14 protein-coding genes and 1 pseudogene are annotated in these 13,211 nt (G+C 70.9%); 6 read left to right on the forward strand and 9 right to left on the reverse strand.

Annotated features, from left to right (window positions below; genetic code table 11):
• From H7I41_RS15890 to H7I41_RS15910, 5 genes and pseudogenes are all read right to left on the reverse strand, one after another.
• Window positions 1–590 (reverse strand): annotated as a pseudogene (locus H7I41_RS15890) (hypothetical protein); the annotation flags it as partial.
• A 102-nt stretch (window positions 591–692) separates the two neighbouring features.
• A complete protein-coding gene (locus H7I41_RS15895; RefSeq protein ID WP_264013568.1) occupies window positions 693–890 on the reverse strand; it encodes a ferredoxin in 198 nt (65 codons plus the stop codon).
• Between the two features lie 19 nt (window positions 891–909).
• Entirely contained in the window at window positions 910–2,121 is a 1,212-nt protein-coding gene (locus H7I41_RS15900) for a cytochrome P450 (protein ID WP_264013569.1), read from the reverse strand.
• Between the two features lie 9 nt (window positions 2,122–2,130).
• Window positions 2,131–2,943: an alpha/beta fold hydrolase gene (locus H7I41_RS15905; RefSeq protein WP_264013570.1), complete on the reverse strand. Its 813-nt coding sequence runs from the start codon at window positions 2,941–2,943 to the stop codon at window positions 2,131–2,133.
• Window positions 2,944–2,954: 11 nt separating this feature from the next.
• Window positions 2,955–4,982 (reverse strand): MMPL family transporter, encoded by a 2,028-nt coding sequence (locus tag H7I41_RS15910; RefSeq protein WP_264013571.1) that lies wholly within the window; start codon window positions 4,980–4,982, stop codon window positions 2,955–2,957.
• 63 nt (window positions 4,983–5,045) lie between these two features.
• Between H7I41_RS15910 and H7I41_RS15915 the strand changes: the two genes are divergently transcribed.
• Window positions 5,046–5,510: a MarR family winged helix-turn-helix transcriptional regulator gene (locus H7I41_RS15915; RefSeq protein ID WP_264013572.1), complete on the forward strand. Its 465-nt coding sequence runs from the start codon at window positions 5,046–5,048 to the stop codon at window positions 5,508–5,510.
• On the opposite strand, the gene map is transcribed toward H7I41_RS15915, so the two are convergent.
• Complete coding sequence (gene map / locus H7I41_RS15920) at window positions 5,507–6,301, reverse strand: type I methionyl aminopeptidase (RefSeq protein ID WP_264013573.1); 795 nt, start codon at window positions 6,299–6,301, stop codon at window positions 5,507–5,509. The two genes, H7I41_RS15915 and map, sit on opposite strands and share 4 nt — an antisense overlap.
• 86 nt (window positions 6,302–6,387) lie before the next feature.
• On the opposite strand from map, the gene H7I41_RS15925 reads away from it, so the two are divergent.
• Window positions 6,388–6,654, forward strand: a complete 267-nt coding sequence (locus tag H7I41_RS15925; RefSeq protein ID WP_264013574.1) for a helix-turn-helix domain-containing protein — start codon at window positions 6,388–6,390, stop codon at window positions 6,652–6,654.
• Here the strand turns inward: H7I41_RS15925 and H7I41_RS15930 are convergent.
• Both H7I41_RS15930 and H7I41_RS15935 read right to left on the reverse strand, forming a co-directional pair.
• Window positions 6,651–7,730, reverse strand: a complete 1,080-nt coding sequence (locus H7I41_RS15930) for an NAD(P)H-dependent amine dehydrogenase family protein (RefSeq protein WP_264013575.1) — start codon at window positions 7,728–7,730, stop codon at window positions 6,651–6,653. The two genes, H7I41_RS15925 and H7I41_RS15930, sit on opposite strands and share 4 nt — an antisense overlap.
• Window positions 7,727–8,767: a Rieske 2Fe-2S domain-containing protein gene (locus H7I41_RS15935; protein ID WP_264013576.1), complete on the reverse strand. Its 1,041-nt coding sequence runs from the start codon at window positions 8,765–8,767 to the stop codon at window positions 7,727–7,729. The genes H7I41_RS15930 and H7I41_RS15935 overlap by 4 nt, the downstream gene beginning before the upstream one ends.
• 103 nt (window positions 8,768–8,870) lie before the next feature.
• On the opposite strand from H7I41_RS15935, the gene H7I41_RS15940 reads away from it, so the two are divergent.
• Entirely contained in the window at window positions 8,871–9,431 is a 561-nt protein-coding gene (locus H7I41_RS15940; RefSeq protein ID WP_264013609.1) for a TetR/AcrR family transcriptional regulator, read from the forward strand.
• Here H7I41_RS15940 and H7I41_RS15945 read toward each other — a convergent pair.
• Window positions 9,428–11,020 (reverse strand): Na+/H+ antiporter, encoded by a 1,593-nt coding sequence (locus H7I41_RS15945; protein WP_264013577.1) that lies wholly within the window; start codon window positions 11,018–11,020, stop codon window positions 9,428–9,430. The two genes, H7I41_RS15940 and H7I41_RS15945, sit on opposite strands and share 4 nt — an antisense overlap.
• 55 nt (window positions 11,021–11,075) lie before the next feature.
• Between H7I41_RS15945 and H7I41_RS15950 the strand changes: the two genes are divergently transcribed.
• From H7I41_RS15950 to H7I41_RS15960, 3 genes are read left to right on the forward strand one after another with little or no spacing between them, the layout of a single operon-like run.
• Window positions 11,076–11,399 (forward strand): UBP-type zinc finger domain-containing protein, encoded by a 324-nt coding sequence (locus H7I41_RS15950; RefSeq protein ID WP_264013578.1) that lies wholly within the window; start codon window positions 11,076–11,078, stop codon window positions 11,397–11,399.
• Between the two features lie 41 nt (window positions 11,400–11,440).
• On the forward strand, window positions 11,441–12,733 hold the full coding sequence (gene purT, locus H7I41_RS15955; protein ID WP_264013579.1) for a formate-dependent phosphoribosylglycinamide formyltransferase: 1,293 nt from the start codon (window positions 11,441–11,443) through the stop codon (window positions 12,731–12,733).
• The gene (locus H7I41_RS15960) at window positions 12,733–13,203 is read left to right on the forward strand and encodes an Rv0361 family membrane protein (RefSeq protein ID WP_264013580.1); all 471 of its coding nucleotides are present in this window, start codon (window positions 12,733–12,735) and stop codon (window positions 13,201–13,203) included. The genes purT and H7I41_RS15960 overlap by 1 nt, the downstream gene beginning before the upstream one ends.
• Window positions 13,204–13,211 lie beyond the last annotated feature (8 nt).

Here is a 13,211-nt window from a genome sequence, read left to right on the forward strand (position 1 = left end):
AGCTGCGGCACCGGGATGTTGAGGACGACGACCGGCGTCGGCGTGACAGCCGGGGCGGGCGCCGGTGCGGGTGCGGCCGGTGCAGGGGCGGGAGCCGCGACGGGCGCGGGACGCACGGGAGCCTTGACGGGGGCAGGCGGGCGGTTGTTGCTGATGCGGACGGGGACGGGCTGATTGTTCGCGGGCGCCGTCACCACGGTCGGGACGGCGGCGACCGACGGCAGCGCCGGCGCCGCGGTCGGGGTCGCGGGCACGACGACCGCACCGGGTGTGACCGCGACGGGCGCTGGCGAATGCGGCTCGGTGTAGTACTGCGAGACGACCACGCCGAGGACGGCGAAGGCGCCGACGGCACCCGCGATGGCGGCTGCCACCACGCCGTTGGTGAACGCCGTGGACCGGCCGGTCGGGGCCTGGTCGTCGGCAGGGTCGGGGCCGTCGATCGGGCCGTGGAGGTCGGCGAGCGCGTTCGACCACGCCGAGGCCTGCGTGTGCTCCAGGGACAGCACGTCGAGGTCGGCGGACCGGATCGTCTCGTTGTCCACCGCGCCGGTGTGGGCTGCGGTTTCGAGGTAGTCGGCGGCGTTCATCGGGGGGGGGGCTCCTCTGTGGTCTCGTCCTCGGCCGTGTCGGCCGTCGTGGGACAAGTACAGAGGGGGACCGGGGCTACCGATCCCAATTACTGCCGGCCGCTACTCCTGCGCGGCGATCCGCAGTGCGGAGGCCGGGCACAGTTTCACGGCCTCGCGTGCGTGGTCCTCCTCGCCGGCGGGCACCTCGTCGACGATCACCTGGACGATGCCGTCGTCGTCCTGGTCGAACACCGCGTCGGCGACCATGACGCAGTTCCCTGACGCGATGCACGCGTCCTGTTCGGCTTCGACCCTCATCCGCTCATCACCGCCCCTGCTACCAGCTCACTGCCAGCGACCGTAGTCCGTAGATGAAGTGGAACGACCGGAACTGCACATCCTCGAACGGCTCGGCGAGCGCGAGCCGCGGGAAGCGGCGCAGCAGTGCGGGGAAGGCGATCCGCATCTCCATCCGGGCCAGCGGTGCGCCGAGGCAGTGGTGCACGCCGTGGCCGAAGGCCAGATGCCCCATCGCGCCGCGGGAGATGTCGAGCTTCTCGGGTGCGTCGACGAAGTTCGGGTCCCGGTTGCCCGTCGGCAGTGACACGAACACCAGCTGGCCCGCCGGGATGGGCACTCCCGCCACCTCGACGTCGGTAGTGGTGATGCGGGGGATCGCGCTGTGCACGATGGAGAGCCAGCGCAGCAGCTCCTCGACCGCGGGCGCCACCGCATCGGGATCGTCGCGCACCGCCGCCAGCTGGTCGGGGTGCCGCAGCAGCGCGAGGGTGCCGAGGCCGAGCATGTTCGACGTGGTCTCGTGTCCGGCCAGCAGCAGCAGGCTCGCCACGCCGACGAGTTCGTCGTCGGTCAGTTCGTCGCCGTGCTCGCGCACCATCATGCCGAGGATGTCGTCGCCGGGCTCCACCCGCGCCCGGGTGACCAGCGATTGCATGTAGTCGCGGCTCTGCCGCTGCAGCTCGAACCGGTCGGGGATCGGGATGGACAGGTCCAGCTGGCGTGCCGACCGGCGCTGGAAGTCGGCGCGGTCCTCGTACGGCACGCCCAGCAGCTCGCAGATCACCAGCGACGGGATCGGCAGCGCGAAGCCCTCAACGAGATCCGCTGGGGCGCCGGTCTTTTCCATCGCGTCGAGGTGCTCGTCGACGATGGCCACAATCCGGGGTTCGAGCCGCTTCATCCGCCGGATGGTGAATTCGGGGGTGAGCATCCGGCGCAGCCGCTGGTGGTCGGGCGGGTCGAGGCCGAGCAGGTTCCCCGACCGGTTGCGCTGCTGTTCGTCCTCCGAGAGCACCGGGGCGCCCGGGATCACGAAGCCGGGCGGTCGCCCGTTGGAGAAGCGCTGGTGATCCGACAGCACCGCCTTGGCGTCCTCGTGGCGGGTGACCAGGTAGACGTCCATGCCGAAGGCGCTCTTGGCGATCCGCACACCCGTCGACTCGCGGATCTCGCGCAGTTCGGGGGTGGGATCGAAGTCGTTGCGGCGCATGTGCAACGGCGGCAGCGGTTCGGCCTCGACGTCGGTCATGTCACGACGCTACCCGCGTGCGAGGAAGTCCCCGGTCAGCGTGTTGACGAGCGGCGGGTTCTCCAGTGCCGCGAGGTGGGCGACGCCGTCGAGCACGACGAACGAGGCACCCGTGATGGCGTCGGCCATGGCGGCGGTCTCGGGAATCGGGAAGGTGGCGTCCTCGGCGCCGGCGACCACCAGCACCGGAGTCCTGACGCCGGCCAGCAGCGCGCGCTGATCCGGGCGCAGCGGCACCACCGAGCGCACCGCCCACCGGGCCGAGTCGACGTCGACGCGCTGGACGGCGTCGCGCACGTAGGCGACCACGTCCGGGCGGGTCCGCATGGTGGTGGGTCCGAGGAACGCCTTGAGCACCGACCGGGTCAGCGGCGGCCGGATGCCGCGCAGCAGTCCCGCCATTCGCAGCAGCAGCCCGTATTCGAGCCGCTGCCTGCCGCCTGCGGCCGAGGCCGTGCAGTTCATCAGCACCGCCCGTCCGATCCGGTCGGGATGGCGGGCGGCAAACGTGGCGCCGATCATCCCGCCCCACGAGTTGCCGACGAAGTGTGCCCTCGGCACCCCGAGTGCGTCGAGGATGTCGACGACGCAGCGCGCGCAGTCCTCGAACGAGAATGTCGCCGTGAGCTTTTCGCTCCCGCCGTGGCCGGGCGGGTCGACCAGCACGACGCGGTGCCCGGAGCCGAAGTGCGCCGCCTGAGCCGACCACATCTCGCCGGTCATCAGCAGGCTGGGCCAGAACACGATGGTGTCGCCGGTCTGCGCGCCGCCGACCGTCGTTCTCAGCCGGCCGAGTGCGGTGTCGATCAGGCGTTCCTGCACGACTTGTGACGCTAGCGGTCCGGCCGCAGCGCCGGCCACCAGATGCGCGGTCCGATCAGGGTGAACAACGCGGGGATGATCACGGTGCGCACCAGGAACGTGTCCAGCAGGATGCCGAGTCCGACGATGATGCCGACCTGGGTGAGCACGATCAGCGGCAGCACGCCCAGCACGCAGAACACCGCGGCCAGCACGATGCCCGCGCTGGTGATGACGGCGCCGGTCGCGGACACCGCGCGCACGATGCCCTCCCGGGTGCCGTGTTCGGGTGTCTCCTCGCGGGCGCGGGTGACGAGGAAGATCGTGTAGTCGACGCCGAGCGCCACCAGGAACAGGAACGCGAACAGCGGCGTCGAGTTGTCGAGCGCGGGGAAGCCGAACAGGTGCACGCTGGCCCAGCCGCCGAGGCCGATCGCCGCGAGTGCCGACAGCACGGTCACCGCCACCAGGACCAGCGGCGCCAGTGCGGAACGCAGCAGCGCGTACAACACGAGCAGGACGACCGCGAGGATCGCCGGGATCACCACCAGGCGGTCGCGGGCGGCGGCGGCGCCGATGTCGCGGGCCTGCGCGTCCGATCCGCCGACCAGCGCTGCCGGATCCGCCTCGTGCACCGACGTCCGAAGGCGGTCGACGGTGTCGAAGGCCCGATCCGATGCGGGGTCGGCGTCGAGCACCACCGACCACTGCGTCAGACCCGAGGGCGACTGCCCCGCCGGGTTCGCCGAGACCACGCCGTCGGTGTCGTCGATGGCCCGCTGGATCGCCGCGGCCTGCGACGTGGGCCCGATCACCCGGGTGGGGTCGGTGAGACCGCCGGGGAAATGGTCGGCCAATCGCTCGTAGCCCGTGACCGATTCGGCCTGCACCCGGAACTGCTCGGTCTGCGAGAGCCCGAGCGGGGTGCTCAGCAGGCCGGTGCACAGCAGCGCCAGCGCGGCGATCGACACCACGGCGACGCGACCAGGGCGGCGCGCCACCGCGTCGGCGATCCGGTGCCAGACCCCGCTCTCGGTGAGCGGTGTCGCGCCCGTCCGGGGGATGAACGGCCAGAACAGCCGCTTGCCGAACACGCGCAGCAGCGGCGGCAGCACCAGCAGCACGAACACCGCGGCGACCACCAGGCCGGACGCTGCCTGCACGCCGAGGCTGCGGGTGCTCGGTGCGGACGCGAACACCAGCGTCAGCAGTGCCAGCACCACCGTGGCGTTGCTCGCGACGATCGCCGGGCCCGCGCTGCGCACCGCGACCCGCAGCGCGTTGCGGTGGTCCTCTTCGCGGCCGAGTTCCTCGCGGTAGCGCGAGATCAGCAGCAGCGCATAGTTCGTCCCCGCGCCGAACACCAGCACACTGGTGATGCCGGAGGTCGAACCGTCCGGGCTCATGCCGAGGGCTTCGGCGACGGCGGTGCCCGCCACGGCGGCCACCCGGTCGGCGAAGCCGATCACGGCAAGGGGCACCAGGAACAGGACCGGCGACCGGTAGGTGACGATCAGCAGGACGGCCACCACCGCCGCGGTCACCGCGAGCAGGGTGAAGTTCGCGCCGGCGAAGGAGTTGGCGATGTCGGCTCCGAACGCCGGGCCCCCGGTCACCTCGGCCCTCAGGTCGGCGGGCAGACCGTCGGTGGCGGCGGTCCGCAGGCCCTTCACGGCGTCGTTGAGGGCGAACCCGGACAGCTCGCCGCTCAGCGAGACGGTGGTCACCGCGGCTTGGTCGTCATCGGAGATCACCACGGGCGGGCCTGCGGCGCCGCCGGTTTCGGCGACGGCCAGCATGCGCTGGCGCGCCTGTCCGGCGGCGTCGATGTCCGCGGGCGTCAGCGCGGTTCCATCGGCGCGGGTGACGACCAGGACGGCAGGCACCTGGTCGCCGTCGGGGAATTCGGTGCGTAGGGCGGTGACGCGTGCCGACTCCGCATCGGACGGCACGGACACCGGCGACTGGCTGCCGGAGTCCCCGCTGCCGACGAGGCCGAGCAGCGCACCGGAGAGCGCGACGACGATGAGGGCGAGCACCCAGGAGAAGCGACCGGACATCCTCAGAATATTTCAGATACTTAACTATTAATCAAGTGAACGAACAACCGCTACGCTGTCGGGGTGGACCGGGCGGAGCTGGAGGCGGTGATCGCCGCGGATGTACGGGCGCTCACCGCGGAGTCCGAACGCGTCGGCCGGCTGTTCGCGGCGCGGCACGACGTCTCGGTGAACGACTTCCGCGCCCTTCTGCACGTCATGGTGGCCGACACGGCGGGCACACCGCTGACCGCGGGCGAACTGCGACACCGGATGGGAATGTCCGGAGCGGCCATCACCTACCTGGTCGAGCGGATGATCGCGTCGGGCCACCTCGAGCGCGAGTCGGACCCGACGGACCGGCGCAAGGTGATGCTGCGGGTGGCCGACCACGGCATGGCGGTGGCGAAGGGGTTCTTCACGCCGCTGGCCGACCACAGCCACCGCGCGATGGCCGGCCTCTCCGACCGGGACCTCGCCGCCGCGCACCGCACCTTCGCCGCTGTGCTCGAGGCGATGCTGGCCTTTCAGCGCGAGGTGGACGGCTAGGTCGTGGGCCGCGGCTCGCGCAGCCGGGTCGGGGTGAGGATGCGCGGGCCGGCTTCGGTGATCGCGATGGTGTGCTCGGAGTGCGCCGCGTTCGACCCGTCCGCCGAGCGCAGCGTCCAGCCGTCGGCGTCGATGACCAGGCGGTCGCTGCCTCGTGCCCACCACGGCTCGAGCGCGAGGGTCATGCCCGGCCGCAACAGCAGGCCGCGGCCCGGCCGTCCGCGATTGGGAATGTGCGGGTCCTCGTGCATCGTGCGACCCAAACCGTGCCCGCCGAATTCGACGTTGACGCGGTAGCCGGCGTCGGCGGCGACGCGGCCGATCGCGGCGGAGATGTCACCGAGCCGACCGCCGGGCACCGCTGCCGCGACACCTGCGTCGAGGGCCCGCCGCGTCGACTCGATCAGCGCTGTGTCGGCGTCGTCGGCACTGTCACCGACGATGACCGAGACCGCGGCGTCGGCCACCCACCCGTCGATCGACACCGCGAAGTCCAGGCTCAACACATCGCCGTCACGGAGCACGTAGTCGTGCGGCATGCCGTGCAGCACAGCGTCGTTGACCGACAGGCAGATGACGTTGCGAAACGGCCCGCGGCCGAACGACGGCGCGTAATCCCAGTAGCACGACGTGGCGCCGCGCTCGGCGACCAGTGCGCGGGCACGGTGCTCGAGATGTATGAGGTTCATCCCGGGTTCCGCCTCGGCCGCCAGCGTCGCCAATGTCTGCGCGACGAAGTCACCCGTCACCGCCATCTTGTCGATCTCCTGGGCGGTCTTCAGTTCGATCACGTCCGTGCCTCCGTGCGGGGTCGGTATTTTTATACCGTCACGACGGTACCAGCTCCGGTATTTGAATACCGGCTATGCTGACGTCCATGGTGCGCGTACCGCTGAGCCCGGAGCAGGTGAGGGCCGGACAACGCCTCGGCGCGCTGATGAGGACGGCCCGCGCCGGACGCGACCCCGAGACGATCGCGCGCGACGCCGGCATCTCACCCGAGACGCTGCGCAAGATCGAGGTCGGAAGAATGCCAAGCCCCAGCTTCGGCACGGTGATCGGGCTCTGCAACGCCCTCGGCCTGCCGCTGCAGGACGCCGTCGACGCCTGGCACGGGGCCGACGACCACCAGCTGGCCATCTAGAGCGCGAAGCGCCCCGCGAATCCACGCAGCGGCACATCGGCGCTGGTGAGCAGTCCCGGCGGCGCCGCGACCACCGAGCGGATCGCGTTGAGTGCGGGCAGGCCGGTGACGGTCATGCCGATCGACGCGAAGTTCTCCGGATTCGACAGGTCCACACCGGGTTTGGGGAAGATCATGTGCTTGTTGTAGACGCACGGATCGCCCTTGATCTGAGTGATGTAGCAGCCCTTGATGTCCCAGCTCGGGTCCGTATGCGGGGTCATCTGCCACTCCAGGTGGGTCTCCACCCGCGGCACGCCGTCTACCATGCCCTGGTACTTGATGTAATTGCCGCCGAGTGAGCCCTTCGGCAGTCGGTACCAGCCGAGGTCGACGTCCTTGGTGCAGGCGCCGAGCTCGTAGCTGAACGCCACCTCGTCGAGGTCGAGGCCGAAGCAGTCGGCCATCATCAGCACGCTGTCGGCGAAGACCCGGGTGTACTTCTCCAGCTTGCCCGGGATCGACGGATCATCCACGGGCAAGCCGTAACCGACCTCGATCCAGGTGTCCTTGGAGTGGTGGCAGGACACGTCGACCGATTCGATCGTGGTGACGTTCTCGATCTCGGCGACATCGGCCGAGCAGGCCACCCCGAGGATCTGGTTGACGCCGGGGTTCATGCCGGTGCCGTAGAACGTCGAACCGCCCTTCGCGCAGGCCTCCGAGAGCAGTTGCGTCACCGGCTTTCCCGACGGGTGCGGGTGGTTGGTGTCGCGGTGCCAGCCCGTGATCCAGTCGGCGGTGGTGACGATGTCGATGCCGGCCTCGAGCACCGCGACGTAGAGATCCTCGTCGGGGAACACGCCGTGGAACGTGAGAACATCGGGCTCGGCGGCGATGATCTCGTCCACCGTCCCTGTCGCGGTGACCCCGATCGGGTCGATCCCGGCGATCTCCCCGGCGTCGCGACCCACCTTCTCCGGTGTGTAGCAGTGCAGCCCGACCAATTCGAGGTCGGTCCGGTGCTGCAGCCGGCGGATCATCTCGGAACCGACGTTGCCCGTCGCCACCTGGAACACGCGGATCGGTGAAGTCATGTCGTGCAACCCTTCTCGGTCATCGAGGCGAGGTCCGCGGCACTGCCGCCGCGGCCGTCGGGATAGAACTGCATCGCCCACTTGCGGATCGCGGTGAATCCCTCGTACTCGGCGGTGGCCAGCGCGGGGGGATCGGAATAGCGTTGGTGCGACCAGATGTGGATGTCCTGTGCGAACTGGCGGATCACCTCGTCGCCGAACGCCTCGGCCTTGACGCGGGCCCGCTCGGGATCCCGCACGGGCTTGGCCGGCCTGCCGATGTAGACCATGAACCGGACGTCGGAGGTCGAGTCGTCGACCGGGGTGACGGCCGAGATGGTGCGGTTGTCGACCATGCCCCAGCTCTTGGTCACCGCGATGCCCAGCCCGCCGTTGATCGCCTCGACCCCGCTGCGCACGTCGTCGATCGACTGCTGGTCGTCGCCCTCGAAGGTGATCGTGAAGTCCACGTAGGACACCGGTTCGGCGAAGTCGTGGCGGGTGAACACCGGAACGATCGGCGTCTCGTGCACGTACTTGAAGTGCGCGAAGTCGACCCCGTTCTCGAGCACGTACTGCGGGTGCATCTCCAGCCCCTGCCGGAACAGCCGCTGCTGCGGGAAGTAGTCGGCGGCGCTGCTGCCGTCGGCGAACGACGCGAACACGTCGGGGGCCTCGAAGAACGGCTCCCGGCCCTCGGCGTCGTGCCAGATGTAGACGGCCTCGTTGCGTTCGGTCACCGGGTAGGTCCGCATGCGGCGGCCGCGGTTGGGCCGGTCCTGGTACGGGATGCACACGTTGCGCCCGTCGGCGTTCCACTGCCAGCCGTGGAACGGGCACTGGATCACCTCGCCGACGACATGACCGCCGAAGCCGAGGTGGGCGCCGAGGTGCTCGCAGTAGGCGTTCATCACGACCACCCGGCCGGTCTCCGAGCGCCAGGCGACCATGTCCTCGCCGAAGTACCGCATGGTGTGCACGTCGCCGACGCCGACCTCGTCGGACCAGGCCACCTGGAACCAGCCCGTCGGCTTCATCGAGAGCGGCGGTTTCGCCATGTGGACAAGAATCACAGAGGCCTCTACGATTCGTCAAGTGTCGGCATCGCGGACCGAGAGTCCCCGGCGAACCAACCGGCGTGGCCAGGCCACCCGCGACGGCATGCTGGACGCCGCGCTGCGCGCCCTCGCCACCGGCGACACGACCGCAGCGTCCGGGAACCGCATCGCCAAGGACGCAGGCGCGACGTGGGGCGCGGTCAAATACCAGTTCGGCGACATCGACGGGCTCTGGGCGGCCGTGCTGCGCCGCACCGCCGAGCGCCGCGGCAGGCTGCCGTCCGGGGCGACCCCCGGTGCCCCCCTGCGCGAACGCGTCAGCGCCATCATCGACCTGCTCTTCGACGGCCTGTCCGCCCCGGACTCCCGCGCGATCGAGACGCTGCGCGCCGCGCTTCCCCGCGACGGCGCCGAGCTCGAACGGCTCTACCCGCAGACCGCGGCGGAACTGCAGTCCTGGGGACGCGGCTGGATCGAGGCCTGCCAGGCGGCGTTCGCCGACGTCGACGTCGACCCCGAGCGCATCCGCGAGGTGGCGTCGTTCATCCCCGGCGCGATGCGCGGCCTGGTCTCCGAACGCCAGCTCGGGTCGTACTACGACCTCGACGTCGCACGGCGCGGCCTGGCAGGCGCGATCGTCGCCTACCTCGAACCGCCGGCCTAGCGACGGTTGAGCGTCGCCTCCTCCAGGTCCAGCCCGCGCAGCACCGAGCGCAGCACCTCGTCGTCGATGCGTCCGGCGTCGCGCTCGGCGATGAACGTCTCTCGCTCGGCGGCCAGCATTTCCAGCCGCAGCCGCCGGAACGCCGACGCCGGGCTCTCGCCGATGTCCTCCTCGTCGCGCCCGAGCCGCTCCCACGCCGAGTTCGCCCTGCGGTTGTTCCAGCCCCTGAGCACCTCGGCGGCGCGGTCGTGCACGTCCGAGCCGGGCTCCTGTTCGGCCATCAGCTCGTCGAGCCGGTCGGCGGCCGCCTGTGCCGCCTTGGATTGTGCGGCGGCCGCCGCCAGCGCGTCCCGGTGCGCTTCGTCGCCCTGCACCCCGAGCACCCGGATCAGCCACGGCAGCGTCAGACCGTGCAGCAGCAGCGTGCCGACGACCACGACGAAGGTGAGGAACACCAGTTGCGGGCGGCCGGGGAACTCCGCACCCGACATCGTGGTCATCGGGACGCCGAAGGCGGCGGCCAGCGACACCACCCCGCGCATTCCGGCCCACGCGACGACGAACACCTGCGCGGGCGGGGGTGCAGGCTCGCTGTGCCGGAGACGCGGCGACACCCAGCGCGGCAGGTAAGCGAACAGAAAGACCCAGACCAGGCGCACCATCAGCACCGTCCCGAACACGGCCGCCGACGCGATCACCAGCGTGCGGGCCGAGATGCCGGTCAGCTCGCCGACGACCTTCGGCAGCTGCAGCCCGATCAGCAGGAAGGCGAACGACTCCAGCACCAGCTGCGCGGCCCGCCACACCGCGTCGTCCTGCAGCCGGGTCGCATAGCTCGCGCGGATGGAGCGCTGCCCGGAGATCAGGGCGGCCACCACCACCGCGATCACCCCCGAGCCGTGCACCTCCTCGGCCAGCAGGTAGATCGTGAACGGCGCGACCAGGCCGATCGCGCTCTCCACCACCGGGTCGTTCAGCCGGGCGCGGATGCCGACGATCAGCGCGCCGAGCAGGCCGCCGACCAGAGCCCCGCCGACGGCGGCCAGTGCGAAGGTGCCCAGGCCGTCGCGCCAGCTCACCGCCGTGCCGACCGCCGCGCCGAGGGCCACCTTGTACGCGGTCAGCGCGGTGGCGTCGTTGAGCAGGCTCTCGCCGCCCAGCAGCGTCATGGTCTGCCGGGGCAACCCGAGGCGCCGGCCCACCGCGGTGGCCGACACCGCGTCGGGCGGCGCGACGATCGCGCCGAGTGTCAGTGCGGCAGCCACGGTCAGCTCAGGAACCGTATGGAAGGCGACGAAGCCGACCGCGAACGTGGTGGCCAGCGGCAGCCCGACGGCCAGTAGCCCGATCGGCCGGACGTTGCGGCGCAGCGCCACGGAGCTGCTCTCCAGCCCCGCCGACCACAGCAGCGGCGGCAGGATCACGAAGAGCACCAGCTCCGGGTCGAGCTGGATGTCGGGCAGTCCGGGGATCAGGCCCACGCCCAGGCCGGCCACCACGAGCGCCAGCGGCGCCGACACGTCCAGGCGGCGGGCCACCGCGGCCAGCAGCAGCGACACCACCAGCACCGCCAGCAGCACGGCATTCACGTCGCGACCTCCGAATATTTGCGTCCGTATCGTTGTCCAGCATGCTTGGCAGAACATGTTGAGGAGATCACGATCCCGCGACCGCGGGCACACCGCTCGCTCGGGCTCGCGCTCCACGCCGCTGTGCGAGCACCTGGCCGCCGACGAGTCGGCGCACGTGCCGCCGGCGTCGAGCCGCTGCCAGGGCTGCGCCGCGCTCGGCGAGACGCTGTGGGCGCACCTGCGGGTGTGCGTGACCTGTGGCCACGTCGGCTGCTGCGACTCCAGCCCGCACCAGCACGCCACCGAGCACCACCGCGCCACCGGCCATCCCGTGATGCGTTCGGCCGAGCCGGGGGAGACCTGGCGGTGGTGTTACGTCGACTCGTGTCTGGGCTGAGCCCGTCGCGCCGCGGACCGATCTGGCAGGCTTGACAGGCGATGACTGAATCACTCGAAGGCGAATCGACAAGCGAGCCCGTCACGCCGGTGGAAGGCGTCGAGCTTGAGGCGTCGTCGCAGCAGGTCACCGCCGACGGGCCCGCGGACCACCGGGCGACGGTGATGCTGCTGGGTTCCGGTGAGCTCAGCCGGGAGCTGGCGCTGGCGTTCCAGCGGCTGGGCGCCGTCGTGATCGCCGTCGACCGGCACTACGGCGCGGCGCACGGCGTGGCGGACCGCTCGGCGGTGGTGAAGATGAACGACGCCGAGGAACTCACCGCGCTGATCGGCCGGGAGAACCCGCGCTACGTGGTCGCCGAATCCGGCGTCATCGCCACCGACGCGCTGCTGGCGGTCGCCGAGCGCGACGACGTCGAGGTGTTCCCCACTCCGCGCAGCACCCGCCTGGCGCTGGACCGCGAGGGCATGCGCCGGTTGGCCTCCGACGAACTCGGCCTGCCGACCGCTCCGTTCTGGTTCGCCGGTTCGGTCGAGGAACTCGGCGCGGTGGCCGAGCACGCGGGCTTCCCGCTGGTGGTCAAGCCGGTGTCAGGGGTGCTGCGCGACGGTCAGTCGGTGCTGCTGCGCCCCGAGGACGTCGAGCCGGCGTGGCAGCGGGCCATCGCGGCGGGACGCATCGCGCACAGCCGCGTGATGGCCGAGACCGTGGTCGAGGTCGACTACGAGGTCACCCTGCTCACCGTGCGCACCACAGGGCCCACGGGGCCGGCACTGACGTTCTGCGAGCCGATCGGACACCGCCAGGGTGACGGCGACGAGGTGCTCGAGGTCTGGCAGCCCCAGCAGATGAACCCCGCCGCGCTGGACGCGGCGAAATCGATCGCGGCGCGGATCGTCAACTCACTCGGCGGACGCGGGGTGTTCGCCGTCGAGCTGCTGGTCCGCGGCGACGAGGTCTACTTCTCCGACGTCCGGACCCGGCCCCACGACACCGGCATGGTGACGCTGCGTTCCCAACGGCTGTCGGTGTTCGAGCTGCACGCGCGGGCGATCCTCGGCCTGGCCGTCGACACGATCATGATCTCGCCCGGTGCGGCGGAGATCCGCTACGGCGGCGCGGAGGCGCCGGTGACCGAACCCGCCGCAGCCGACGTCACCGCCGTGCTGTCCGAGGCGCTGGAAACCCAGGAGAGCGACGTGCGGCTGTTCGGCCGCCCCGACGAGACCGAGGACCGCCGCCGGCTGGGCGTCGCGCTGGCCACCGCACCCGACGTGATCATCGCGCGGGACCGGGCGCGCCGGGTGGGCGCTGCGCTGCGCAAGCTCTGGTGATGGTGAAGCCCACCGACCCTGCAGGAGCGGACGGAGAACCCGACCGCGACCGGCCCACGGTCGCGCCGTTCATGGGGGCACTGGCAATCATTGTCCTCGTGGTGATCACAATCGGGCTGGTCAACCTGTTCGAGGGCGACCCGGAGCTGACCCCCGAGCAGCAGGTCGCCCGCGCGGCCGTCGCGCAGAACGACGCGCTGCAGCGCGAGGCCTACCCCGACTTCCGTGCCAACACCTGCGCAGCCCAGCAGGGCGACGAAACCGAATTCCTTGCCCGCCACCGTGACTCGAAGGACAAGAAGGGCCCCCGCTTCGTCGACGACGTCACCGGTGTGGCCGTCGACGGGGACCGCGCGACCGCCACGGTGACCTACTACTTCGAAAAGGCGCCGGACACCAAGACCGAGGTCCCGACCACCTTCGAGCGGCAGGACGGCACCTGGAAGGTCTGTTCGACCGGTCCCAGCTAGATATGGGA

The sequence above is a fragment of the [Mycobacterium] manitobense genome, from assembly GCF_025821665.1.
In the GTDB taxonomy this organism is placed as follows: Bacteria; Actinomycetota; Actinomycetes; order Mycobacteriales; family Mycobacteriaceae; genus Mycobacterium; species Mycobacterium arseniciresistens.

Coding starts and splice junctions, on each gene's coding strand:
- H7I41_RS15925 (WP_264013574.1), top strand. CDS start 6,388: ATGGTGCGCGTACCGCTGAGCCCGGAGCAGGTGAGGGCCGGACAACGC.
- H7I41_RS15930 (WP_264013575.1), bottom strand. CDS start 7,730: ATGACTTCACCGATCCGCGTGTTCCAGGTGGCGACGGGCAACGTCGGT.
- H7I41_RS15895 (WP_264013568.1), bottom strand. CDS start 890: ATGAGGGTCGAAGCCGAACAGGACGCGTGCATCGCGTCAGGGAACTGC.
- H7I41_RS15910 (WP_264013571.1), bottom strand. CDS start 4,982: ATGTCCGGTCGCTTCTCCTGGGTGCTCGCCCTCATCGTCGTCGCGCTC.
- H7I41_RS15950 (WP_264013578.1), top strand. CDS start 11,076: ATGTTGAGGAGATCACGATCCCGCGACCGCGGGCACACCGCTCGCTCG.
- H7I41_RS15935 (WP_264013576.1), bottom strand. CDS start 8,767: ATGGCGAAACCGCCGCTCTCGATGAAGCCGACGGGCTGGTTCCAGGTG.
- H7I41_RS15900 (WP_264013569.1), bottom strand. CDS start 2,121: ATGACCGACGTCGAGGCCGAACCGCTGCCGCCGTTGCACATGCGCCGC.
- purT (WP_264013579.1), top strand. CDS start 11,441: ATGACTGAATCACTCGAAGGCGAATCGACAAGCGAGCCCGTCACGCCG.
- H7I41_RS15940 (WP_264013609.1), top strand. CDS start 8,871: ATGCTGGACGCCGCGCTGCGCGCCCTCGCCACCGGCGACACGACCGCA.
- H7I41_RS15960 (WP_264013580.1), top strand. CDS start 12,733: ATGGTGAAGCCCACCGACCCTGCAGGAGCGGACGGAGAACCCGACCGC.